At 69.5% G+C, this 22,409-nt stretch carries 21 protein-coding genes; 10 read left to right on the forward strand and 11 right to left on the reverse strand.

Annotated features, from left to right (window positions below):
- Positions 1–138 precede the first annotated feature (138 nt).
- The 3 genes from ACZ7GJ_RS19145 to ACZ7GJ_RS19155 all read right to left on the reverse strand — a co-directional run bounded on the left by ACZ7GJ_RS19145 (position 139) and on the right by ACZ7GJ_RS19155 (position 3,247).
- Complete coding sequence (locus ACZ7GJ_RS19145; RefSeq protein ID WP_470753131.1) at positions 139–1,407, reverse strand: MFS transporter; 1,269 nt, start codon at positions 1,405–1,407, stop codon at positions 139–141.
- Positions 1,408–1,512: 105 nt separating this feature from the next.
- Positions 1,513–2,595, reverse strand: a complete 1,083-nt coding sequence (locus ACZ7GJ_RS19150; RefSeq protein ID WP_470753132.1) for an inositol-3-phosphate synthase — start codon at positions 2,593–2,595, stop codon at positions 1,513–1,515.
- 49 nt (positions 2,596–2,644) lie between these two features.
- Positions 2,645–3,247 carry a PadR family transcriptional regulator gene (locus ACZ7GJ_RS19155; protein ID WP_365921848.1) on the reverse strand — a complete coding sequence of 201 codons (603 nt, stop codon included), beginning with the start codon at positions 3,245–3,247 and terminating at the stop codon, positions 2,645–2,647.
- A gap of 274 nt (positions 3,248–3,521) precedes the next feature.
- Here ACZ7GJ_RS19155 and ACZ7GJ_RS19160 point away from each other — a divergent pair, with 274 nt between their 5' ends.
- Together ACZ7GJ_RS19160 and ACZ7GJ_RS19165 are read left to right on the forward strand one after the other, a co-directional pair.
- Positions 3,522–6,083, forward strand: coding sequence for a transglycosylase domain-containing protein (locus ACZ7GJ_RS19160; RefSeq protein WP_470753133.1), 2,562 nt, complete (start codon positions 3,522–3,524; stop codon positions 6,081–6,083).
- Positions 6,084–6,173: 90 nt separating this feature from the next.
- On the forward strand, positions 6,174–7,634 hold the full coding sequence (locus ACZ7GJ_RS19165) for a glycosyltransferase family 87 protein (protein WP_470753134.1): 1,461 nt from the start codon (positions 6,174–6,176) through the stop codon (positions 7,632–7,634).
- A 4-nt stretch (positions 7,635–7,638) separates the two neighbouring features.
- On the opposite strand, the gene ACZ7GJ_RS19170 is transcribed toward ACZ7GJ_RS19165, so the two are convergent.
- The 3 genes from ACZ7GJ_RS19170 to ACZ7GJ_RS19180 all read right to left on the reverse strand — a co-directional run bounded on the left by ACZ7GJ_RS19170 (position 7,639) and on the right by ACZ7GJ_RS19180 (position 10,315).
- The gene (locus ACZ7GJ_RS19170; protein ID WP_470753137.1) at positions 7,639–8,670 is read right to left on the reverse strand and encodes an alanine racemase; all 1,032 of its coding nucleotides are present in this window, start codon (positions 8,668–8,670) and stop codon (positions 7,639–7,641) included.
- Between the two features lie 71 nt (positions 8,671–8,741).
- The gene (locus ACZ7GJ_RS19175; protein ID WP_470753138.1) at positions 8,742–9,860 is read right to left on the reverse strand and encodes a lipid II:glycine glycyltransferase FemX; all 1,119 of its coding nucleotides are present in this window, start codon (positions 9,858–9,860) and stop codon (positions 8,742–8,744) included.
- 131 nt (positions 9,861–9,991) lie between these two features.
- A complete protein-coding gene (locus ACZ7GJ_RS19180; RefSeq protein ID WP_365921838.1) occupies positions 9,992–10,315 on the reverse strand; it encodes a hypothetical protein in 324 nt (107 codons plus the stop codon).
- 249 nt (positions 10,316–10,564) lie between these two features.
- Between ACZ7GJ_RS19180 and rpsF the strand changes: the two genes are divergently transcribed.
- From rpsF to rplI, 4 genes are all read left to right on the forward strand, one after another.
- Positions 10,565–10,855 (forward strand): 30S ribosomal protein S6, encoded by a 291-nt coding sequence (gene rpsF / locus ACZ7GJ_RS19185; protein WP_004950685.1) that lies wholly within the window; start codon positions 10,565–10,567, stop codon positions 10,853–10,855.
- A gap of 73 nt (positions 10,856–10,928) precedes the next feature.
- Complete coding sequence (locus ACZ7GJ_RS19190; RefSeq protein WP_470753139.1) at positions 10,929–11,528, forward strand: single-stranded DNA-binding protein; 600 nt, start codon at positions 10,929–10,931, stop codon at positions 11,526–11,528.
- Positions 11,529–11,571: 43 nt separating this feature from the next.
- Positions 11,572–11,808 carry a 30S ribosomal protein S18 gene (rpsR, locus tag ACZ7GJ_RS19195; RefSeq protein WP_005315025.1) on the forward strand — a complete coding sequence of 79 codons (237 nt, stop codon included), beginning with the start codon at positions 11,572–11,574 and terminating at the stop codon, positions 11,806–11,808.
- An 18-nt stretch (positions 11,809–11,826) separates the two neighbouring features.
- A complete protein-coding gene (rplI, locus tag ACZ7GJ_RS19200; RefSeq protein ID WP_365921833.1) occupies positions 11,827–12,273 on the forward strand; it encodes a 50S ribosomal protein L9 in 447 nt (148 codons plus the stop codon).
- A gap of 150 nt (positions 12,274–12,423) precedes the next feature.
- On the opposite strand, the gene ACZ7GJ_RS19205 is transcribed toward rplI, so the two are convergent.
- On the reverse strand, positions 12,424–13,761 hold the full coding sequence (locus ACZ7GJ_RS19205; protein WP_470753141.1) for an MATE family efflux transporter: 1,338 nt from the start codon (positions 13,759–13,761) through the stop codon (positions 12,424–12,426).
- Positions 13,762–14,213: 452 nt separating this feature from the next.
- On the opposite strand from ACZ7GJ_RS19205, the gene dnaB reads away from it, so the two are divergent.
- Both dnaB and ACZ7GJ_RS19215 read left to right on the forward strand, forming a co-directional pair.
- The gene (dnaB, locus tag ACZ7GJ_RS19210) at positions 14,214–15,677 is read left to right on the forward strand and encodes a replicative DNA helicase (protein WP_365922037.1); all 1,464 of its coding nucleotides are present in this window, start codon (positions 14,214–14,216) and stop codon (positions 15,675–15,677) included.
- A 9-nt stretch (positions 15,678–15,686) separates the two neighbouring features.
- Positions 15,687–17,072, forward strand: coding sequence for a serine hydrolase domain-containing protein (locus ACZ7GJ_RS19215; RefSeq protein WP_470753142.1), 1,386 nt, complete (start codon positions 15,687–15,689; stop codon positions 17,070–17,072).
- A 21-nt stretch (positions 17,073–17,093) separates the two neighbouring features.
- Here ACZ7GJ_RS19215 and ACZ7GJ_RS19220 read toward each other — a convergent pair whose 3' ends face one another.
- The 3 genes from ACZ7GJ_RS19220 to ACZ7GJ_RS19230 form a co-directional block, all read right to left on the reverse strand.
- Positions 17,094–18,266, reverse strand: a complete 1,173-nt coding sequence (locus ACZ7GJ_RS19220; RefSeq protein WP_470753144.1) for a winged helix DNA-binding domain-containing protein — start codon at positions 18,264–18,266, stop codon at positions 17,094–17,096.
- Positions 18,267–18,330: 64 nt separating this feature from the next.
- Positions 18,331–18,792 (reverse strand): GNAT family N-acetyltransferase, encoded by a 462-nt coding sequence (locus ACZ7GJ_RS19225; RefSeq protein WP_470753145.1) that lies wholly within the window; start codon positions 18,790–18,792, stop codon positions 18,331–18,333.
- An 18-nt stretch (positions 18,793–18,810) separates the two neighbouring features.
- The gene (locus tag ACZ7GJ_RS19230; RefSeq protein WP_470753147.1) at positions 18,811–19,722 is read right to left on the reverse strand and encodes a GNAT family N-acetyltransferase; all 912 of its coding nucleotides are present in this window, start codon (positions 19,720–19,722) and stop codon (positions 18,811–18,813) included.
- 134 nt (positions 19,723–19,856) lie between these two features.
- Between ACZ7GJ_RS19230 and ACZ7GJ_RS19235 the strand changes: the two genes are divergently transcribed.
- Complete coding sequence (locus ACZ7GJ_RS19235; RefSeq protein WP_470753149.1) at positions 19,857–20,507, forward strand: HAD family hydrolase; 651 nt, start codon at positions 19,857–19,859, stop codon at positions 20,505–20,507.
- Entirely contained in the window at positions 20,431–21,840 is a 1,410-nt protein-coding gene (locus ACZ7GJ_RS19240; RefSeq protein WP_470753150.1) for a globin domain-containing protein, read from the forward strand. The genes ACZ7GJ_RS19235 and ACZ7GJ_RS19240 overlap by 77 nt, the downstream gene beginning before the upstream one ends.
- Before the next feature lie 50 nt (positions 21,841–21,890).
- Here the strand turns inward: ACZ7GJ_RS19240 and ACZ7GJ_RS19245 are convergent, their stop codons facing one another.
- A complete protein-coding gene (locus ACZ7GJ_RS19245) occupies positions 21,891–22,370 on the reverse strand; it encodes an NUDIX domain-containing protein (RefSeq protein WP_470753151.1) in 480 nt (159 codons plus the stop codon).
- Positions 22,371–22,409 lie beyond the last annotated feature (39 nt).

Raw genomic sequence — 22,409 nt, forward strand, 5'->3', positions numbered from 1 at the left:
CCCCCCCCCCCCCCCCCCCCCCCCCCCCCCCCCCCCCCCCCCCCCCCCCCCCCCCCCCCCCCCCCCCCCCCCCCCCCCCCCCCCCCCCCCCCCAGCGCCAATGCCGGCGTCGTTCGTACGTGGCTCAGGGGCGATGTTTCACGTGAAACATCGCCCCTGCCGTGCGAGGAGCAGGGATGTCGTGGCGTAGAGCGCGGCCACGCTCAGGATCAGTGGCACCGACTCCCCGTCGACGGGGAGCATGAGCGAGGCCACCGCCGCCGCGCCGACGAACGCGACGTTGAACAGCACGTCGTAGACGGAGAAGACGCGGCCGCGGAAATCGTCGTCCACACGGGACTGGACCACGGTGTCGGTGGAGATCTTGGCGCCCTGCGTGGCGAGACCGAGGACGAACGCGGCGGCCAGCATCGGTCCGGGGGAGAAGAACAGACCGAGCGCCGGCACCAGGACCGCTGCGCCCGCGGCGCAGAGTGTGATCGCGCCGTGTGTGCCCAGCCGCTCCACCAGCCAGGGCGTGACGACGGCGGCCGCGAAGAATCCGGCTCCGGAGACACCGACGGCGACGCCCAGCAGGGCCAGCCCGTCGGCCTCGGTGTCCGACCACGAGTAGCGGCAGAGCATGAGCAGCATGACGAACAGGGCCCCGTAGCAGAACCGCATCATCGTCATGGCGGCGAGCGCCTGGGCCGCCTCGCGCCGGTCGGCCAGGTGCCGCAGCCCCTCGGCCATGCCCCGGACGGTCAGTGCGACCCCCTCGGCGACCGAGGGGTTGGTCCGGCCCGGGGGGTGGTCGGGCCCCAGGAGGCCGATGGCCAGGCGCAGGGAGGCCAGGGCCGCGCACAGGTAGAGGCCGGCTCCGAGCAGGACGACGATGGCGTTGGAGTCGGAGGCCAGCAACCGGACGAGGAAGGCCAGTCCCCCGCCGGCCACCGCCGCGAGCGTGCCGGCGGTGGGGGAGAGCGCGTTCGCGGTGACCAGCTGGTCCGGTCCGACGACGCGGGGCAGGGAGGCGGCGAGCCCGGCCAGGACGAAGCGGTTGACTGCGGTCACGGACAGGGCCGAGGCGTAGAACAGCCAGTCGGGGACGTGCGCGACGATCAGCATTCCGGTGACGCAGGCCAGGAAGGCGCGCAGCAGGTTGCCGTAGAGGAACACCTGCCGGCGGCGCCAGCGGTCGAGCAGTACCCCGGCGAAGGGACCGACGGCCGAGTAGGGAAGCAGCAGTACCGCCATGGCCGAGGCGATCGCCGCCGGCGAGGTCTGCTTCTCCGGCGAGAAGACGACATAGGTGGCGAGCGCCACCTGGTAGACACCGTCCGCCGCCTGGGAGAGCAGCCTGACGGCGAGCAGGTTGCGGAAGTCCCTCAGACGCAGGAGTACGCGCAGATCACGTACGACAGCCATGAGGGCAAGGGTCACATACGCGGAGGGCCCCCGGGCGTATTGCCCGGGGACCCTCCGCGTAAGAACAGCCGAAGTCCAGGTGTCCTCAAGGACCCTTGGGTGCGACTAGCGCTCGACCTCGCCCTTGATGAACTTCTCGACGTTGGCCAGGGCCTCGTCGTCGAAGTACTGCACCGGCGGGGACTTCATGAAGTAGCTCGACGCCGACAGGATCGGGCCGCCGATGCCGCGGTCCTTGGCGATCTTCGCGGCACGCAGGGCGTCGATGATGACACCGGCGGAGTTCGGGGAGTCCCACACCTCGAGCTTGTACTCGAGGTTCAGCGGGACGTCGCCGAAGGCGCGACCCTCAAGGCGGACGTAGGCCCACTTGCGGTCGTCGAGCCACGCGACGTAGTCGGACGGGCCGATGTGGACGTTCTTCTCGCCGAGCTCACGGTCGGGGATCTGCGAGGTGACGGCCTGCGTCTTGGAGATCTTCTTCGACTCGAGGCGCTCGCGCTCGAGCATGTTCTTGAAGTCCATGTTGCCACCGACGTTGAGCTGCATGGTGCGCTCAAGACGGACACCGCGGTCCTCGAACAGCTTCGCCATCACGCGGTGCGTGATGGTGGCGCCGACCTGCGACTTGATGTCGTCGCCGACGATCGGGACACCGGCCTCGGTGAACTTGTCCGCCCACTCCTTGGTGCCGGCGATGAAGACCGGGAGGGCGTTGACGAAGGCGACCTTGGCGTCGATGGCGCACTGGGCGTAGAACTTCGCCGCAGCCTCGGAGCCGACGGGCAGGTAGCAGATCAGGACGTCGACCTGGCGGTCCTTGAGGATCTGGACCACGTCGACCGGAGCCTCGGCGGACTCCTCGATGGTCTGGCGGTAGTACTTGCCCAGGCCGTCCAGGGTGTGACCGCGCTGCACGGTCACGCCCGCGTTCGGGACGTCGCAGATCTTGATGGTGTTGTTCTCGCTGGCGCCGATGGCGTCCGAGAGGTCGAGGCCGACCTTCTTCGCGTCGACGTCGAACGCGGCGACGAACTCGATGTCACGCACGTGGTAGTCGCCGAACTGGACGTGCATCAGACCGGGGACCTTGGCCGCCGGGTCGGCGTCCTTGTAGTACTCGACGCCCTGCACCAGCGAGGCGGCGCAGTTGCCTACGCCGACGATGGCTACGCGAACCGAACCCATTCCGGTTGCTCCCTGTTTGTTCTCGGACGAGGCCTGCGAGATGCAGGTCTCACTTTGCAGTTTCGTCGGACGGACCGGGTCGTCTCTGATCCCGTCCCGCCCGCTCACTCTCGATGAGCTCGTTCAGCCAGCGCACTTCGCGCTCCACGGACTCCATGCCGTGCCGCTGCAGCTCAAGCGTGTAGTCGTCGAGGCGCTCCCGTGTACGGGCGAGCGAGGCCCTCATCTTCTCCAGGCGCTCTTCCAGCCGGCTGCGGCGGCCCTCCAGCACCCGCATGCGCACTTCTCGTTCGGTCTGGCCGAAGAAGGCGAAGCGGGCGGCGAAGGACTCGTCCTCCCAGGTATCGGGACCCGTGTGGGAGAGCAGCTCCTCGAAGTGCTCCTTACCTGCTGCCGTCAACCGGTAGACGATCTTGGCGCGGCGCCCTGCGAGTGAAGCGGCGAGAGCGTCTTCCGGGGCGTTGCCCGGTTCTTCGATCAACCAGCCGTTGGTGACGAGCGTCTTGAGGCAGGGGTAGAGCGTTCCGTAGCTGAATGCCCTGAACACCCCCAGCGAGGTGTTGAGCCGCTTGCGCAGCTCGTAGCCGTGCATGGGGGATTCGCGAAGCAGGCCGAGGACGGCGAACTCAAGGATGCCTGAGCGCCTGCTCATCCGCCTGCCCCTCATCCGCTTCGGAGTCGTTATGTCGAGCTGATGTATCGGCTCGATACATCCAGACGATAGAACGGGCCGCCCCCGGCTACAAGTGGTGGCGAGGTGACCGGCATCACATCACCAATTCGTACGAGGCAAGTTGCCTGTTTTGGGGTGAACTTCGGCACTGATTGGGTTTTGAGCGTGCGTAGTCTGTGGGCCATGAAACCGGGGGAACCGGAATTCACCCGCCGCTTCCAGGCCACTCGCCTGCCCGAGGAGTAGTCGTTCGATGAGCGAGCACCGACGCAAACCGCAGCACCCCGAAGCCGGCGGTCGCGCTGCGGCCCGCCGGGCTGCCCAGCAGCGCCCTGGCCGGGGCGGCAGGTCCGGACACGACGTCCCGACCGCCTCACCCAGCGGACCGTACGGGGACCAGCCCGGCCACGGCACCCGCGCCGAGGCCCGACGTGCTGCCGCCGGCCGCGGTGGCCGGGGCGCCGCCAAGGCCGGTCGTGGCACGGGCAAGCCGGACAAGCGGCTCATCAACTACCCGCGCTCGGACAAGGACGGCTGGAAGCGCTTCGTCCCGTCCTGGAAGCTCGTCGGCGGTACGGCCCTGGGCTTCTTCGCGATCATCACCGCAGGCGCCGGCATCGGCATCGCCTCGGTGAACACGCCCGACGCGAACAAGACGGCCCACGCGCAGAACAACGTCTTCTACTGGGCCGACGACACCCAGATGGTCGCGACCGGCGGGTCCATGAACCGCCAGATCGTGCCCATCGGGAAGATCCCCCGGTCGATGCAGAACGCCGTGATCGCGGCGGAGAACGAGTCCTTCGAGTCGGACAAGGGCGTCGACCCGATGGGTATCGCCCGCGCCGTGTGGAACATGGCCAAGGGCGGATCCACCCAGGGCGGCTCGACGATCACCCAGCAGTACGTGAAGAACACGTACCTGGACTCGGACCAGACGCTCAAGCGCAAGGTCACCGAGCTCTTCATCTCGATAAAGCTGGGCGTCAGCGAGGAGAAGAACACGATCCTCGCGGGTTACCTGAACACCGCGTACTACGGGCGTGACGCCTACGGCATCCAGGCGGCCGCCCGCGCCTACTTCGGCAAGGACAGCCAGGAGCTGACCCCGTCCGAGGGCGCCTTCCTGGCCGCCGTGCTCAAGGGCCCCAACCTCTACAACCCGGACGGCGGCATCGGCACCGCGGCCACGCCCCAGCTGAACACGGAGCGGGCCAAGCAGCGCTGGGCCTGGGTGCTGGACCGCGAGGTCACGGTGGGCCGCATGCAGCAGTCCGAACGTGAGCAGTACAAGGAATTCCCCAAGATCATCGAGTCCGAGCAGGCCCGCAACATGTCGGGGCAGATCGGCTACATGGTCGACACGGCCAAGGCCTACGTGATGAAGACCAAGGGCCTCACCGTCGAGGACCTGGCCAAGGGCGGCTACCAGATCCGCACGACCTTCGAGAAGCCGAGGGTGGACGCGCTGGTCAAGGCCGTCGAGGAGACCCGCAACGGGCTGCTCGACGAGAAGAAGCGGCCCAACACCGACACCTTCGTCCAGGTCGGCGCCGCCTCCGTGGACGTGAAGACGGGCGCCCTCGTCGCCCTGTACGGCGGTCCGGGCTTCGACAAGAAGCACTTCACCAACAACGCCAACACCACGGGCGTCCAGGTCGGCTCGACCTGGAAGCCGTACGTGCTGGCGGCAGCCATGCAGTACGGCACCCAGAACTCCAACGGCTCGGGGATCTCGGCCGACAGCAAGTACATGGCCAACGACCTCACGGTGATCAACAACCGTGAGGGCAAGCCCCTGCGCGACGGGTCGGGCAAGCCGTTCAAGCAGAAGAACGAGAGCCCGACCGCCTACGGCTACGTGACGCTGAACGAGGCGATGGAGAAGTCCATCAACGTCCCCTTCGCCCAGCTCATCTTCGATGTCGGCCACAGCAAGGTGAAGGGCGTCGCCCAGGCCACCGGCATCCTCCCGGAGTCCTTCGACCCGAGCGACAACGCCTCCTTCGCACTGGGCACCTCGACCCCCAGCGCCATCCGGATGGCCGACTCGTACGCCACCTTCGCCGCCTCCGGCACCCACCACGAGCCGTACTCCGTGCGCAGCGTCCAGAAGGACGGCAAGGACCTGACCGGCTTCGAGGCCCCCAAGGCGCAGCAGGCCATGGACAACTCCATCGCGGACAACATCACCAAGGTCCTGCGCAACGTCGTCGAGAACGGCACCGGCAAGAAGGCCATGAAGCTGGGCCGCCCCGCCGCCGGCAAGACCGGTACCACCGACGACAACAAGTCGGCCTGGTTCGTGGGCTACACGCCCGAGCTGTCCACGTCCGTGGCCCTGTTCCGCTCGGACCCCAACGCGGAGAAGAAGGAACTCCTCTCCATGAAGGGCGTGGGCGACATCCCGTCCCTCCACGGTGGTGACATCCCGGCGGAGATCTGGACCAAGTACATGAAGGAGGCGCTGAACGGCGTCCCCGAGAAGGACTTCCCGGAGCCCGACAAGATCGGTGTCATCGCGGATGCCTCCGGAGCCCCCTCCCCGACCCCGTCGACGTCCCCCTCGCCGACCCCGTCGATGGTGAGCCCGTCGCCGAGCTCCGAGCCCCCGGCGTCCCCGACCCCGTCGAAGGGCGGCAAGCCCTCCTGCAAGCCGTGGGAGCTGTACTGCGACCCGGACACCACCGGGGGCACCAGCACCGGGACCTCGAACGGCGGGGCGTCCACATCGCCGTCGCCGTCGACGACCACGAGCAAACCCGGCAGTCGCGGCGGAGTCACCGGCTTCCCGGCCGGCGGCACGGCCAGCTGACCCGGCCACCCGCTCCACGCTGAGGAGGGCCGTCGCACCCGGTGCGACGGCCCTCCCCCCATGTCCGGCTCCGTACGGCAGGATGAGCGCATGACGAAGGTGCACGAGGACCGGCCCGTACTGCCCACCCAGCAGGACGAGGTCGCCGCGGCAGGCAGCGAGCTCATCGGCGGACCGCTCGGCCGCCACGCCAGGCTGGGCGGCCACTGGCTGACCCCGGTGCGCGTCGTCGTGCTCGTCGCCCTCGGGATGTTCGCCCTCGGCATGGTGCAGAAACTGCCCTGCTACGACTGGGCGTGGTTCCGGGGAGCCGGCTCGCAGTACACCCACGCCTGCTACTCGGACATCCCGCACCTCTACGTCGTACGCGGCTTCGCCGACGGCCTCGTGCCGTACTTCGACAAGCTCCCCGGCGACATGCAGTACCTCGAGTACCCGGTGCTCACCGGCCTCTTCATGGAGATCGCCTCCTGGCTGACCCCGGGCAGCGGCACCATGCAGCACCGCGAGCAGATGTACTGGATGGTCAACGCCGGCATGCTGATGGCCTGCGCCGCGGTCATCGCCGTGTGCGTCGCCCGCACTCACCACCGCCGGCCCTGGGACGCCCTGCTCTTCGCCCTCGCGCCCGCCTTCGCGCTCACCGCGACGATCAACTGGGACCTCCTCGCCATCGCCCTCACGGCCGCCGCGATGCTGATGTGGTCCCGCGGCCGCGCGCTGGCCTTCGGCATCCTGATCGGACTGGCCACCGCGGCCAAGCTCTATCCCGTACTGCTCCTCGGGGCGCTGTTCGTGCTCTGCTGGCGGGCCGGCAAGTGGCGTGAGTTCGGCATCGCGACGCTCGGCGCGGCCGGCTCCTGGCTCCTGGTGAACGTGCCCGTCATGGTCGGCGCCTGGGACGGCTGGACGAAGTTCTACACCTTCAGCCAAGAACGGCCCATCGACTTCGGCTCCGTCTGGCTGCTGATCTCCCAGCGCACCGGGAACCCCCTGGAGGGCGCCAACACCTACGCGACGGGCCTGACGGTCCTGCTGTGCGCGGGCATCGGGGTGCTCACGCTGATGGCTCCGAGGCGCCCGCGCTTCGCGCAGCTGGCCTTCCTGGTCGTCGCCGCCTTCATCCTGGCCAACAAGGTCTACTCCCCGCAGTACGTGCTGTGGCTCATCCCGCTCGCCGCGCTGGCCCGGCCGCGCTGGCGGGACTTCCTGGTCTGGCAGGCGGGCGAGGTCCTGTACTTCCTCGGGATCTGGTTCTACCTCGCGTACACGACCAGCGGGGACAAGCACCAGGGCCTGCCGGTGGAGGGCTACCAGCTGGCGATTGCCGCCCACCTGCTCGCCACCGTCTACCTCTGCGCGGTCGTCGTCCGCGACATCCTGATGCCCGAGCGGGACGTCGTACGCCGCGACGGGTCTGACGACCCCTCGGGCGGGGTCCTGGACGGGGCCCCCGACGTGTTCGTGCTCTCCGACGCCGCGAGGGCGCCGCAGGAAGCGGCGCCCTCGGAGGGACAGCGGGTCGACTGGGGCATGATCCCCAAGGACTGACGGGTCAGGCGTCGAGCACCCGGTCGAACTGCGTGGTGGTGTGGCGCAGGTGCGCCACCAGCTCGTCGCCGACCTTCGGCTCGGTCGCGTCCGAGGGCACGAACAGGATCGACACCTGCATGTGCGGGGGCTCGGCGAACCAGCGCTGCTTGCCCGCCCACACGAACGGCGACAGGTTCCGGTTGACCGTGGCCAGGCCGGCCCGTGCGACGCCCTTGGCGCGCGGCATCACCCCGTGCAGGGCCTTGGGGGCCTCCAGGCCCACCCCGTGCGAGGTACCGCCCGCGACCACGACCAGCCAGCCGTCGGAGGCCGCCTTCTGCTGGCGGTAGCCGAACCGGTCGCCCTTGGCGACGCGCGTGACGTCGAGGACCGCGCCGCGGTACTCGGTCGCCTCGTGGTCGCCCAGCCACAGCCGGGTGCCGATGCGGGCCCGGAACCGGGTCTGCGGGAACTGCTGCTGGAGCCGGGTGAGCTCCGTGGCCTTCAGGTGGCTGACGAACATGGTGTGCAGCGGCAGCCGGGCCGCGCGCAGCCGGTCCATCCACCCGATGACCTCCTCGACGGCGTCCGAGCCGTCCGGGCGGTCCAGCGGAAGGTGCAGGGCGAAGCCCTCCAGGCGGACGTCCTCGATCGCCGCGTGGAGCTGGCCCAGGTCCTGCTCGGAGATGCCGTGACGGCGCATCGAGCTCATGCACTCGATGACCACCCGGGCGCCGACCAGGCCGCGGACCCCGTCCACGGAGGACACCGAGCGGATGACGCGATCGGGCAGCGGGACCGGGTCCTCGCCCCGCCGGAACGGGGTGAGGACGAGCAGGTCCCCGCCGAACCAGTCCTTGATGCTGGCGGCCTCGTACGTCGTCCCGACGGCCAGGATGTCGGCGCCCATCCGGGTCGCCTCCTCGCACAGCCGCTCGTGGCCGAAGCCGTAGCCGTTGCCCTTGCAGACCGGGATCAGCCCGGGGAACTGGTCCTGGATCTGCTTCTGGTGCGCACGCCAGCGCGCGGTGTCGACGTAGAGCGTGAGCGCCATGCCCGTCCGGAGCCTCTCTCTGAAAGCTGCGTGGTGCAGCGGTGCGGTGTGTGTGGGTGGGGCGGGGTGGGTCAGCGACGCGACATGTAGATGTCGAGCGCCTTGTGCAGCAGCTTGTTGAGCGGGAAGTCCCACTCGCCGACGTACTCGACGGCCTCGCCGCCCGTGCCGACCTTGAACTGGATCAGGCCGAACAGGTGGTCGTTCTCGTCCAGGGTGTCACTGATGCCGCGCAGGTCGTAGACGCTGGCGCCCAGCGCGTAGGAGTCGCGCAGCATGCGCCACTGCATGGCGTTCGAGGGCCGCACCTCGCGCTTGTGGTTGGCGGAGGCCCCGTACGAGTACCAGACGTGCTGGCCGACGGTGAGCATCGTGGCGGCGGCCAGCGGCTCCCCCTCGTGCTTGGCGATGTACAGCCGCATCCGGTTGGGGTCCTCGGAGTTGAGGGCCTTCCACTGGCGCTGGAAGTAGCTGAGCGGGCGCGGGCGGAACTTGTCGCGCTCGGCCGTGATCTCGTACAGGTGCTGCCAGGTCTCAAGGTCCTCGTAACCGCCCTGGACGACCTCGACGCCGGCCTTCTCGGCCTTCTTGATGTTGCGGCGCCACAGCTGGTTGAAGCCCTTGAGGACGTCGTCCAGCGACCGGTTGGCCAGCGGCACCTGGAAGACGTAGCGAGGCTGTACGTCGCCGAAGCCGGCGCCGCCGTCCTCGCCCTGCTGCCAGCCCATGCGGCGCAGCTTGTCGGACACCTCGAAGGCGCGGGGCTCGATGTGCGAAGCCTCCACGTCACGCAGGCGCTTGACCTCCGGGTCCTGGATTCCGGCCTTGATGGCGGTGGAGTTCCAGCGGCGGATGACGACGGGCGGGCCCATCTTCACGGTGAAGGCGCCCTGCTGCTTGAGGTGCGCCAGCATCGGCTGGAGCCATTCCTCCAGATTGGGGGCGTACCAGTTGATGACCGGGCCCTCGGGGAGGTACGCGAGGTACCGCTTCACCTTGGGCAGCTGTCGGTACAACACGAGGGCGGCACCGACGAGTTCGCCGGATTTGTCGAACCAGCCGAGGTTCTCGGAACGCCACTCGTTCTTCACGTCGGCCCACGCCGGGACCTGGCAGTGGCTAGCCGAGGGCAGGCTCTGGAGGTAACCCAGATGCTGCTCTCGGCTGATGGTCCTCAGGGACAGGCTCATGCGGGGCGTCTCCTCCGGCGGCTTCGCTGGCTATGGCGCGAAGCCTACTGCGACAAGGGCGCCACCCATCTGGGGGACAGGCCGGGCCTGGGCCGGAGGGAGGCCGGCGCCCTGTCGAGGAGGTACCCCGGTCAGCCCAGCCAGCCCCCGAAGAGACCGCCGTGGGCCATGCCCAGGAAGAACCCGATGGCCGAGGCGCCCAGCCCGATGATCAGCGCGAAGCGCTCGCGCGTCGTGGCGGAGATGAACTGCCCGTAGGCACCGGTCAGGATCCCGATCAGCCCGGTCCACGAGCTGAGCAGGTGCAGATGGTGGAAGAACGCCGTGATGAACGCCACGGCGCCCAGGACCAGGGTGACCGCCACCAGGGTGTCCTGCAGCGGATGGGGCTTGCCGTCGGTCGAGAAGAGGGAGATCGACGGGGGTGAGGTCTGGCGTCGCATTGCCTGTGCCATCGGAAGGCACCTCCTGGCTGAAGCAGAGCGGTGCAGCGGGCTGCCCTCGGCAGGGGCCGGGGGCATAGCACCGAGCACACCCGATGGATACAGATTGTGGCCTCCTGGTGCCGGATTTCAACCGGAAGGAGTCGAGGAGGTAGTCTGTACAGCTGCGCGGTGTCTGCTCTCGGACACCGTGCGCACGCATCACGACCCTCCTGCCACGGAACGACCGTGGCCGCTGAGTCCAAAGGAGGTGGGTTCCACATGCGTCACTACGAAGTGATGGTCATCCTCGACCCCGATCTCGAGGAGCGCGCTGTCTCCCCGCTGATCGAGAACTTCCTTTCTGTCGTCCGTGAGGGCAACGGAAAGGTCGAGAAGGTCGACACCTGGGGCCGTCGTCGTCTCGCTTACGAGATCAAGAAGAAGCCTGAGGGCATCTACTCGGTCATCGACCTTCAGGCCGAGCCTGCGGTCGTCAAGGAGCTTGACCGACAGATGAACCTGAACGAGTCGGTTCTCCGGACCAAGGTCCTTCGCCCCGAGACCCACTGAACTTCGGTTCAGCGGTAATCGGGATCGAGTAGCACAGCAGCCCAGCAGCAAATCCCCGCCGAGAGGTTCATCCATGGCAGGCGAGACCGTCATCACGGTCGTCGGCAATCTCGTCGACGACCCCGAGCTGCGCTTCACCCCCTCGGGTGCGGCGGTCGCGAAGTTCCGTGTCGCGTCCACCCCCCGCACCTTCGACCGTCAGACCAATGAGTGGAAGGACGGCGAAAGCCTGTTCCTGACCTGCTCGGTATGGCGGCAGGCGGCTGAGAACGTCGCCGAGTCCCTCCAGCGGGGCATGCGCGTCATCGTGCAGGGCCGGCTGAGGCAGCGGTCGTACGAGGACCGTGAGGGTGTCAAGCGCACGGTCTACGAGCTGGACGTCGAGGAAGTCGGCCCCAGCCTGAAGAACGCCACGGCCAAGGTCGCCAAGACCACCGGTCGCGGTGGCCAGGGTGGATACGGCGGCGGCGGTCAGCAGCAGGGCGGCGGCGGTGGCAACTGGGGCGGAGCCCCCGGTGGCGCCGCTCCGCAGGGCGGCGGAGCTCCCTCCGACGACCCGTGGGCGTCCAGCGCGCCGGCCGGCGGCCAGCAGCAGCAGGGCGGCGGCGGGGGCGGCTGGGGCGGAAGCTCCGGCGGCTCCGGCGGTGGCTACTCGGACGAGCCGCCCTTCTAGGGCAGCTCGCATCCCCACTTCTTGATCACACAGGAGAGACACAATGGCGAAGCCGCCTGTGCGCAAGCCTAAGAAGAAGGTCTGCGCGTTCTGCAAGGACAAGACCGCGTACGTGGACTACAAGGACACGAACATGCTGCGGAAGTTCATTTCCGACCGCGGCAAGATCCGTGCCCGCCGCGTTACCGGCAACTGCACGCAGCACCAGCGTGACGTCGCCACGGCCGTGAAGAACAGCCGTGAGATGGCGCTGCTGCCCTACACGTCCACCGCGCGATAAGGAAAGGGTGACCGACTAATGAAGATCATCCTGACCCACGAGGTCTCTGGCCTCGGTACCGCCGGCGATGTCGTCGACGTCAAGGACGGTTACGCTCGCAACTACCTGGTCCCGCGTGGTTTCGCGATCCGCTGGACCAAGGGTGGCGAGAAGGACGTGGCGCAGATCCGCCGCGCCCGCAAGATCCACGAGATCGCGACCATCGAGCAGGCCAACGAGGTCAAGGCCAAGCTCGAGGGCGTGAAGGTTCGTCTGGCCACCCGCGCGGGTGACGCCGGTCGTCTCTTCGGTTCCGTCACCCCGTCCGACATCGCCACGGCGATCGAGGCTTCCGGTGGCCCGAAGGTCGACAAGCGCCGCGTTGAGCTGGGCTCGCCGATCAAGACCCTCGGTTCGTACCAGGTCTCCGTGCGTCTGCACGCCGACGTGGCCGCGAACGTGGGCATCGAGGTCGTCGCCGCCTAAGGGCTGCGCATGAAGGGCCGCACCCTGTGGGGTGCGGCCCTTCGTCGTTCCCGGACGCGGTGGGGCGGCTCGGGGTGAGGCGAGCGATGTTTCACGTGAAACATCGGGGCCTTCCTGGCGCTCTCGCGATGTTTCACGTGAAACAGAGGGTCAGCGGGTGGCTCCCGCGACCAGCCAGCGGCCCGATCGAGCGCGCAGCTGGAGGGTGGCCATCCGGACCAGCATCATCAGCGTCATGGCCCACCACAGCGTGGTCAGGCCGCCGCCCACGGCCGGGACGAGCAGCGCGGCCGGGGTGAACACCGCGAGGGTCACCAGCATGGCCCAGGCTAGGTAGCGGCCGTCCCCCGCGCCCATCAGGACCCCGTCGAGCACGAAGACGATGCCAGAAACCGGCTGGGAGAGGGCCACCACGAGCAGGGCGGGCAGGATGGCGTCCTTGACCGCCGGGTCGCTGGTGAACAGCGGGACGAACAGTGGACGGGTCGCGATCACGAGGACGCCCAGGACGACGCCCGAGCCGATCCCCCACTGCACCATGCGGCGGCAGACGGCCTTCGCGCCCTCGGTGTCGCCGGCGCCCAGGTAGCGGCCGATGATGGCCTGCCCGGCGATGGCGATGGCGTCCAGGGCGAAGGCCAGCAGGGACCACAGCGAGAGCAGGATCTGGTGGGCGGCGATATCGGCGTCGCCGAGCCGGGCGGCAACGGCTGTCGCGATCATCAGGACGGCCCGCAGGGACAGGGTGCGGACCAGTAGCGGCACGCCGGCCTGGGCGCAGGCCCGTATCCCGGTGGCATCGGGGCGCAGTGAGGCGCCGTGCCGTCGGGCACCTAGGACGACCACGACCAGGTAGGCGGCGGCCATGGCGCACTGGGCGATCACCGTGCCCCAGGCGGACCCGGCGATGCCGAGGCCGGCGCCGTAGACGAGGGCGGCGTTGAGGCCCGCGTTGAGTGCGAAGCCGCCGACGGCGACGTAGAGCGGGGTCCGGGTGTCCTGGAGGCCGCGGATGACTCCGGTGGCGGCGAGCACCACCAGCATGGCCGGGATGCCCAGGGCGGAGATGCGCAGGTAGGTGATCGCGTACGGGGCGACGGTGTCGGAGGCTCCGAAGAGGGAGATCAGCCAGGGCGCCGTGGGCAGGACCACGGCGATGACGGCCGCGCCGAGGAGCAGGGCGAGCCAGATGCCGTCCATGCCCTGCCGGATGGCGGCCTGCAGATCGCCGGCGCCGACACGGCGGGCGACGGCCGCGGTGGTGGCGTAGGCGAGGAAGACGAAGACGCTCACGGCGGTGGTGAGCAGTGCGGCGGCGATGCCGAGGCCGGCCAGCTGGGGCGTGCCGAGGTGTCCCACGATGGCGCTGTCGGCCATCACGAAAAGGGGTTCGGCGACGAGTGCGCCGAAGGCGGGAACGGCGAGTGCGAAGATCTCTCGGTCGTGCCGTCTCGGGGCAGCCTTCGGCGCTGCGGGGGCCTGTGTCATGGGCTCAATCTAATCTTCCACAGGTAATAGACACAAGGGTCCTTGGATCCTTACCGATGCGTTGACTTGGGCGTTCTCCGCACCTCATTGGTGGCGATCTTGAGACAGTGGCCAATATTTTTCTCCCCCACAGCCCGTGGAGAGAAAAATTGCAGGTCAGGTGGGGTAACGGGGAGGGTCGGGTGATTTTGTCCACAGCGTCATCCCCCGGTCCGTGCACAGCTTCCGGGGACTTACCCACAGCATTGGCGCCGTCGTCCACATCTCATCCACACAGCCTGTGGATAACAAGATTGGCTGACGCCGCTCGCGGGCCTACCGTTGTTCGTTGCCCGACTCGCCGACTGCGGATTCGGGTGCCCCAAATGTCAGAGCCGTGTCGTAGAAAGAGTGACACGGCGAGGTCCGCGTTGCGGACGGGAGGAGGCGGCCCGGTGAGCATGCCCGAGCCCATGGACGACCCCTGGGCCGACAGCGGTCCGGGAGACCGTCTGCCCGCCCGTCCGCGCCGTGGGGGCGAGGGCCGAGGCCGCGGGGACGAACAGCACGACCGAGGCCGTGAGGGCGGCTCCTGGGACGGCGGTGGCGGCGGCTTCGAGCGTGTCCCGCCGCAGGACCTCGATGCCGAGCAGTCGGTGCTCGGCGGCATGCTGCTGTCCAAGGACGCCATCGCCGACGTGGTCGAGGTGCTGAAGGGCCACGACTTCTACCGGCCCTCGCACGAGACGATCTACCAGGCCATCCTCGACCTGTACGCCAAGGGCGAGCCGGCCGACCCGATCACCGTGGGCGCCGAGCTGACCCGGCGCGGCGAGATCAGCAAGGTGGGCGGGGCCTCGTACCTGCACACGCTCGTGCAGTCGGTCCCCACCGCGGCGAATGCCGAGTACTACGCCGAGATCGTCCACGAGCGGGCGGTCCTGCGCCGCCTGGTGGCCGCCGGCACGAAGATCACGCAGATGGGCTACGCCGCGGACGGCGACGTCGACGAGATCGTCAACAGCGCCCAGGCGGAGATCTACGCGGTCACCGAGCAGCGCACCTCCGAGGACTACCTGCCGCTGGGCGACATCATGGAAGGCGCCCTCGACGAGATCGAGGCGATCGGGTCGCGCAGCGGCCAGATGTCCGGTGTCCCGACGGGCTTCACCGACCTCGACTCGCTGACCAACGGCCTCCACCCCGGCCAGATGATCGTCATCGCGGCCCGCCCCGCCATGGGTAAGTCCACGCTCGCGCTGGACTTCGCCCGGGCCTGCTCCATCAAGAGCAACCTCCCGAGCGTCATCTTCTCCCTCGAAATGGGCCGCAACGAGATCGCGATGCGCCTGCTGTCGGCGGAGGCCCGCGTGGCGCTGCACCACATGCGCTCCGGCACGATGACCGACGACGACTGGACCCGGCTGGCCCGCCGGATGCCGGACGTCTCCGCCGCCCCCCTCTACATCGACGACTCCCCCAACCTGTCGATGATGGAGATCCGTGCGAAGTGCCGTCGGCTCAAGCAGCGCAACGACCTCTCGCTCGTCGTCATCGACTACCTCCAGCTGATGCAGTCGGGTGGTTCCCGCCGTCCCGAAAGCCGCCAGCAGGAGGTCTCGGACATGTCGCGAAACCTCAAGCTGCTGGCGAAGGAGCTCGAGGTCCCGGTGATCGCCCTGTCCCAGCTGAACCGTGGTCCCGAGCAGCGCACCGACAAGAAGCCGATGGTCTCCGACCTGCGTGAGTCCGGCTCCATCGAGCAGGACGCCGACATGGTGATCCTGCTCCACCGTGAGGACGCGTACGAGAAGGAGTCGCCCCGTGCGGGCGAGGCCGACCTGATCGTGGCGAAGCACCGTAACGGTCCGACGGCGACGATCACCGTCGCCTTCCAGGGCCACTATTCGCGGTTCGTGGACATGGCCAACACGTAGCATCCGATCATGGATGCCCGATCTGAAGACCTGGAACTGCTCCCTGCCACCCGGCGCGCGCTGAGGCGCCGGATCGCCGTCGCGCAGAGCGACGGGCGGGCCCCGTCGGTGGTGGCGGCCGTGGTGCGCGGCGGCGCAGTGGTGTGGGAGGGCTCGCGGACCTCCGTGGAAGGGCACGGACCCGACGGGAACGTGCAGTACCGGATCGGCTCGATCACCAAGACCTTCACGGCCGTTCTGGTGTTGCGGCTGCGGGACGAGGGCCTGCTGGGGCTCGGGGATCCGGTGGAGAAGTTCCTGCCGGGGGCGGGCGTGGGTGAGGTGACCGTCGGTCAGCTGCTGGCCCACACCGGCGGCTTGGCGGCGGAGACGCCCGGTGAGTGGTGGGAGCGCTCGCCGGCGACGCTGCGGCCGGAGCTCTCGGACGTACTGGGGGACAAGCCCTTCCGTCACGAGCCCGGACGCCGGCACCACTACTCCAACCCGGGCTACACGCTGCTGGGTTCGCTCGTGGAGGCCGTGCGCGGGAAGCCGTGGGAAGAGGTGCTGCGGGCCGAGATCCTGGAGCCGCTGGGGCTGGACCGCACCAGCGCACAGCCGCAGGCCCCGCACGCCGGGGGATGGGCGGTGCACCCGTGGGCCGACGTCATGATGCCGGAGCCGCTGGAGGACCTGGGGCTGATGGCGGCCGCCGGCCAACTGTGGTCCACGACCACGGACCTTGCGCGGTTCGCGACCTTCCTCCTGCGCGGTGACGATCGGGTGCTGAGCGCCGACACGGTACGGGAGATGCGCACGCCGGCCGCTCCCCCGGAGCCGGGGCTCGCCGAGGGCGGGTACGGACTCGGAGTGCAGCTGCTGAACAGCGCAGGGCGCCACCTCGCCGGGCACACGGGCTCGCTGCCCGGCTTCGTCGCGGGACTGTGGCTGAGCGAGGCGGACGACGTGGCGGCCGTGGTGCTGGCGAACTGTACGTCGGGGTTGCCGGCCGCGGCCGTGGCCGCGGACATGGTGGCGATCGTGGCCGACGCGGAGCCGCCCTTCCCGCGGCCGTGGCGGCCGTTCCGGGAGGCCGATCCGGTCGCGCTGGAGCTGTGCGGGCCCTGGTACTGGGGCACGGGCGCGTACTCCCTCCGGCTGACCGCGGAGGGCCTGCTGGAGCTGGGCCCGCTGAGCGCGACGGGACGTGCGGCCAGGTTCCGGGCGGAGCCGGACGGCACCTGGACCGGCCTGACCGGCTATTACGCGGGGGAGTCGCTGCGGGCGGTGCGGCGGCCGGACGGCTCGGTGAGCCACCTCGACCTCGGCTCGTTCGTGTTCACGCGGGAGCCGTACGACACCCAGGCCCCGGTGCCCGGCGGGGTGGACCCGCAGGGATGGCGGGGCATCGGCTAGACACCCCCTGGCACCACATCATCAGGCTACGAGTTCGCGCTCCAGCGGAGTGCGGAAGCGCGGGGTGATGCGGGCGTCCGCGATCCACTCCGCGAGCCGGGCGGCCTCGGCGGAGATCGCCCTCTCGGCGGCGCCGCCGGGGCTGCCCAGCAGGCGGTACACGACGGCGCCGTCGGCGCGCTGGGCCCAGCCGCCGACGATCTCGCCGTTCCACCAGACGGTGGGGCCGATGTTGCCGGCGTAGTCGAAGAGGGCGGGCCGGTGGGCGGGGTCGAGGTGGAAGCCGCGGTCGGCCCACCCCATGGCGCTCGGGTCGAGGCCGGGCAGCAGGGCGGCCCAGGGCTCGGGGGCGTGTTCCGGCGCGGTGTCCCCGGGGCCGACGAGGGCGATGGTGCCGTCGTCGAGCCGCACCTGCTCGGGGCCGACGGCGGCGAGGGCCTTGCGTACGTCGGTGAGGGTCCAGCCGGTCCACCACTTGAGGTCGGCCTCGGTGGCCGGCCCGTACGCGTGGAGCCAGCGGCGGGCGACCTCGGCCCGGGCCTCGGCCACGGGTACAGGAGGCCAGGGCTCGGTGTGGACCCAGCGGTACTGGCTGGAGGTCCACGATCCGCGCGGCCGGTCCCGGCGGATCCGCCCGTCGGCGGCGAGCAGCCGGATGACCCGGGTGGCGACGCCGGTCTCCGTCTCGTACTTCTTGCCGCGGCCGATGGTGATCTTCCGGCGCAGGGCCGGGACGGCGGCGGAGAGCTGGCTGCCGGTGCAGGGGCCGCTGTGGTCTAGGGCGTCGAGCGCGGCGGCCTCGGCATCGGTCAGCCAGGCGGCATCGAGGCCCTGGCCGTCCTCGGCGAGGTGCTTGAGGAGGGTTCGCCGCTCCTTCACCGCGATGCCCCGGGCGGTGGATGCGTCCACGTGCGGGGCGAGTTCGGCGGAGACGGCGAAGAGCGTGTTGCGCATGCTCAGCAGTCGGACGAGGCTGACGTCCCCGTAGAGCGCGTGCTCGATCGTGCCGGGTTCGCTCTCGGCCATCCGGGCGCGCGCCGAAAGGAAGACGGTCGCGGCGTCGGTGGCGTGCAGGGCGACGACGGAGTCCGCAGCCTCGGCCACTGCGGCGGCGCGGGCCGAGGGCGCCAGGCGGTGCCTGCGGCCGAGCCGGTGGCGGCGCTCCGCGGTGGTGATGAGGGGAAGGCTGCTCATCCTCCCGATCGTAGGCCGGGACGCACGCAACGTCCCGGCCTTTCGCGTCCGCGTTCTCGGCCGGTCAGAGCTGCAGCTTGAACCCCACGTGGGAGGCGGTGAAGCCGAGCCTCTCGTAGAAGCGGTGGGCGTCGGTACGGGTCACGTCCGAGGTGAGCTGCACGAGTTGGCAGTTCTCGGCGCGGGACTGCTCGATGGCCCACTCGATGAACCGGGTGCCCAGGCCGCTGCCGCGCTCATCGGCGTGGATGCGGACCGCCTCGATGATCGAGCGAGTGGCTCCCTTGCGGGAGAGACCGGGGACGATCGTGAGCTGGAGGGTGCCGACGACACGCTCCCCGCGGACGGCGACGACCAGGTGCTGACGCGGATCGTCGGTCAGGCGTTTGAGGGCCTCGGTGTACGGGGTGAGGTCGTCCGGGGACTCACGGGTCGCCCCCAGCGGGTCGTCGGCGAGCATGGCCACGATCGCGGGCAGGTCGGCCTCGCCGGCCGGGCGGATCTCCAGGTCAGTGGCGGCTGTCATGGTCGGGTGGGTCCTTTCTCAGCCGGCTGCCACGGTGAGCGGAGCCCAGCGGCGGGTCCAGTCGCCGGGCAGGCCGGGGATGTCTCGGGTCATGACGGCGTTGAAGGCCACGGATTCGAGGCCGCGGCCCTTGAGCCAGGCGAGGAGCTCCTCGTGGCGTACGTCGACATCGGTGCGCAGTGGCCGCTCGGTCGTGGCAGCCAGGGCGGTGACGAGCGCTTGGGCCGTGACCTGGTCGCGGGCGATCAGGGGGCCGATCACATGGGTCTCCATGTTGGGCCAGATGGCGGCGTACCCGATCAGGTCGCCGGCGGGGTCCTCGGCGACCAGCAGCCTGTCCGTGAAGGCGGGCAGCCGGGTGATCAGGTGGGTCCGGTCGGTGCCGAAGACCTCGCTGTCCAGGCGCAGGATCCGTGCGACGTCCTCGCCGGTGGCCGGCCGGACCGTGGCGCCGTCCGCCGTGGCAGCGGGAGCGGTGTCATCGGGGCGGAAGGTGCCGCGCAGCATCTCGGCGCGTCCCGTGGTGTCGAAACCGAGCTCCTCATAGAGGGGACGGCCGTACGGTGTCGCGTGCAGGGTGAGCGGAACTCCCTTGAGGACGTCATCGCAGATGTACGTCATCAGGCGCCGGCCCAGGCCCTGGCGGGCATAGCGGTCGGCGACCAGGACCATCCCGATGGCGGCGAGCTCCGGATCGGTCCCGATGTGTCCGTACCGGGTGACGACGCAGGCCGTGGCGAGCCCCCGGCCGTCAGGGGCGTCGATGCCGTAGCCGTTTCCGGCGGCGAGGAGCAGTCCCCACTTGTGGTCCTCGCGCGGCCAGCCGCGGTCTTCGGAGAGATCGGCGCAGTGGCGGAGGTCGTCCACGGTCAGTGCGCGGATCGGAAGTTCGCTGAGATGTGGTGGTGTCACGGGCCCAGACTGGATCATTGGCCGGGGGGCGTCCAGGGGATTAGGGACTGGATGTTTCACGTGAAACATGAGGGCGTTCCGCGTGAATCGGGTCGATGTTTCACGTGAAACATCCTGTTTCGCGTGCAGGCGACGGACTAGCCTCGACGGTTATGAGCACCCTGCACCTCTTCGATCTCGACGGGACGCTGATGTACGGCTCGGCCGCGCCGGTCGAGATCTCCCGCCAGCTCGGACTGACGGCCGAGATCGCCGAGCTGGAGCGGGCCTTCGGAGCGCAGGAGATCGGGCCGCACCAGTTCTCGGTGGCAGCGCAGGGCCTCTGGTCCGCTCTGACACCCGCGCATGTCCGGGCGGCGTTCGACGGCTCGCCGTGGCTGTCCGGGATCCGCGAGGTATGGCAGGAGATCCGGGAGCGCGGGGACTACTGCGCGGTGATCTCGCTGTCGCCGTCCTTCTTCGTCGAGCTGCTTCTGGAGTGGGGCGCGCATGCCGCGCACGGCTCGCTCTTCCCGGAGGTGCCCTTCACCCGGCCCGTGGACGCGGCGGGCATCCTGACGCCCGAGGGCAAGGTCATGGTGGCGGACAGGTTGTGCGCGCAGTTCGGGGTGAGTCGGAGCGACTGTGTCGCGTACGGGGATTCCCGGACCGATGCCGCGCTCTTCGAGGCGGTGCCCCGGTCGGTGGCGGTCAATGCGCGGCCGTATCTGGCCGAGCGGGCGACTCATGTCTACACGGGCCGGGACCTGCGGGAGGCGTATCAGCTGGCGGGGTTGGCACGCCCGGGAGTTGAGGCATCTTAAGGGGATAGTGGGTTCGAAACGCGGAATTCCCGCATTTCCCCGCCAGCCCTCGGCAGGGCTGGCACGCTGTGAAACCCGGAACCACGGATCTGAGGCCGTGGCGTGTGCAGACCTTACCGAGATGCTCGAAGCGAGGCACCGCATGGACGCTCCGCCCACCAGACCGGCCAGAGGGAGGCCGGCTCGGATACCCTCCGGGGGCGGCGCGACCGAGCCCTCCCCCGATGCCGTACTCATCCGCCGGACGCTCGCGGAGATCGCACCTGTCGCCGACAAGGTGACCTCGTACTTCTACGCCCTGGTGTTCACCGGGCACCCGGACGTCCGGGGCATGTTCCCCGCCGCGATGGACGTACAGCGCGACCGGCTGCTGAAGGCGCTGCTGACCGCCGCCGAGCACATCGACAATCCCGATGTCCTCGTCCCGTACCTGCGCAGGCTGGGTACCGGGCACCGCAAATACGGCACGGTGGCGGGCCACTACCCGGTGGTGGGAGAGGCCCTGATCGGGGCGCTGGCCCGGTACGCGGAGCACACCTGGGGGCCGGAGGCCCAGGCGGCCTGGGTACGGGCGTACACCTCGATCTCCCAGATCATGATCGACGCGGCGGCCGAGGACGAGGTGAAGGCCCCGCCGTGGTGGCACGCCGAGGTGGTCTCCCACGACCTGCGCACCCCGGACATCGCAGTGATCACCGTCCGCCCCGACCAGCCGTACGCCTTCCTCGCGGGCCAGTACACGAGCCTGGAGACCCCGTGGTGGCCGCGGGTGTGGCGGCACTACTCCTTCGCCTCGGCGCCGCGCGCCGACGGGCTGCTGTCCTTCCACGTCAAGGCCGTCCCTGCGGGCTGGGTCTCCAACGCCCTCGTACGGCACGCCAGGCCCGGGGACGTGCTGCGGCTCGGACCGCCGGCCGGCTCGATGGTCGTGGACCACAGCACCGACAACGGCATGCTCTGCCTGGGCGGCGGCACCGGAATCGCGCCCATCAAGGCGTTGATCGAGGACGTGGCCGAGCACGGTGAACGCCGCCCGGTGGAGGTGTTCTTCGGTGCGCGCAGCGACAGCGACCTGTACGACAAGGACACCTTGCTGGGGCTCCAGCGCTCACATCCGTGGCTCTCGGTACGGCCCGTGGTGTGCGCGGACGGGCTGGCCGGGCAGCTGCCCCAGGCGGTGGGCACGCACGGGCCCTGGAGCTCGTACGACGCCTTCATCTCGGGGCCCGCAGCGATGATCCGCAGTGGTGTGGACGCGCTGAAGAGGATCGGGATCCCCGGTGAGCGGATTCGCCACGACGCGGTGGAGGAACTGGCAGGCGTCGCCGGCTGAGACCGGCAGGCGCCTGCACTCCGTTGCGTCGGATCGGGCCGGGGCTCGGGTCAGCCCAGGTCGGGGGCGTGCATGGCACGTACGCCCTCGATGTTGCCGTCGAGGTAGTGGCGCAGGGACAGCGGGACGAGGTGGACCGCGGCGATCCCGACGCGGCTGAAGGGCACGCGGACGATCTCGTACTCGCCCTCGGGCTCGTCGATCTCGGGGCCGTGCCGTAGGCCGGGGTCCATGGATTCGAGGTGGCAGACGAAGAAGTGTTGCACCTTGACCCCGGTCACTCCCCGGTCGGCGATGTGCTCGATGGTGTCGACGAAACAGGGCACCACATCGGTGATCTTCGCGCCGAGTTCTTCGTGGACCTCTCGGTGGAGGGCGTCGACGACGGTGGCGTCCGAGGACTCCACTCCGCCGCCGGGAGTGAGCCAGTAGGGATCGACGCCGGGCTTGGTGCGCTTGATGAGGATCAGGTCGTCACCGTCGAGCAGGATCGCGCGGGCGGTGCGTTTGACCACGGGACGTTCGGTCATGGGAGAAGAGTGGCCCAGGACTCCGCTTCTGAAACGCCT

It is taken from the genome of Streptomyces sp. NPDC037242 (genome assembly GCF_055604165.1).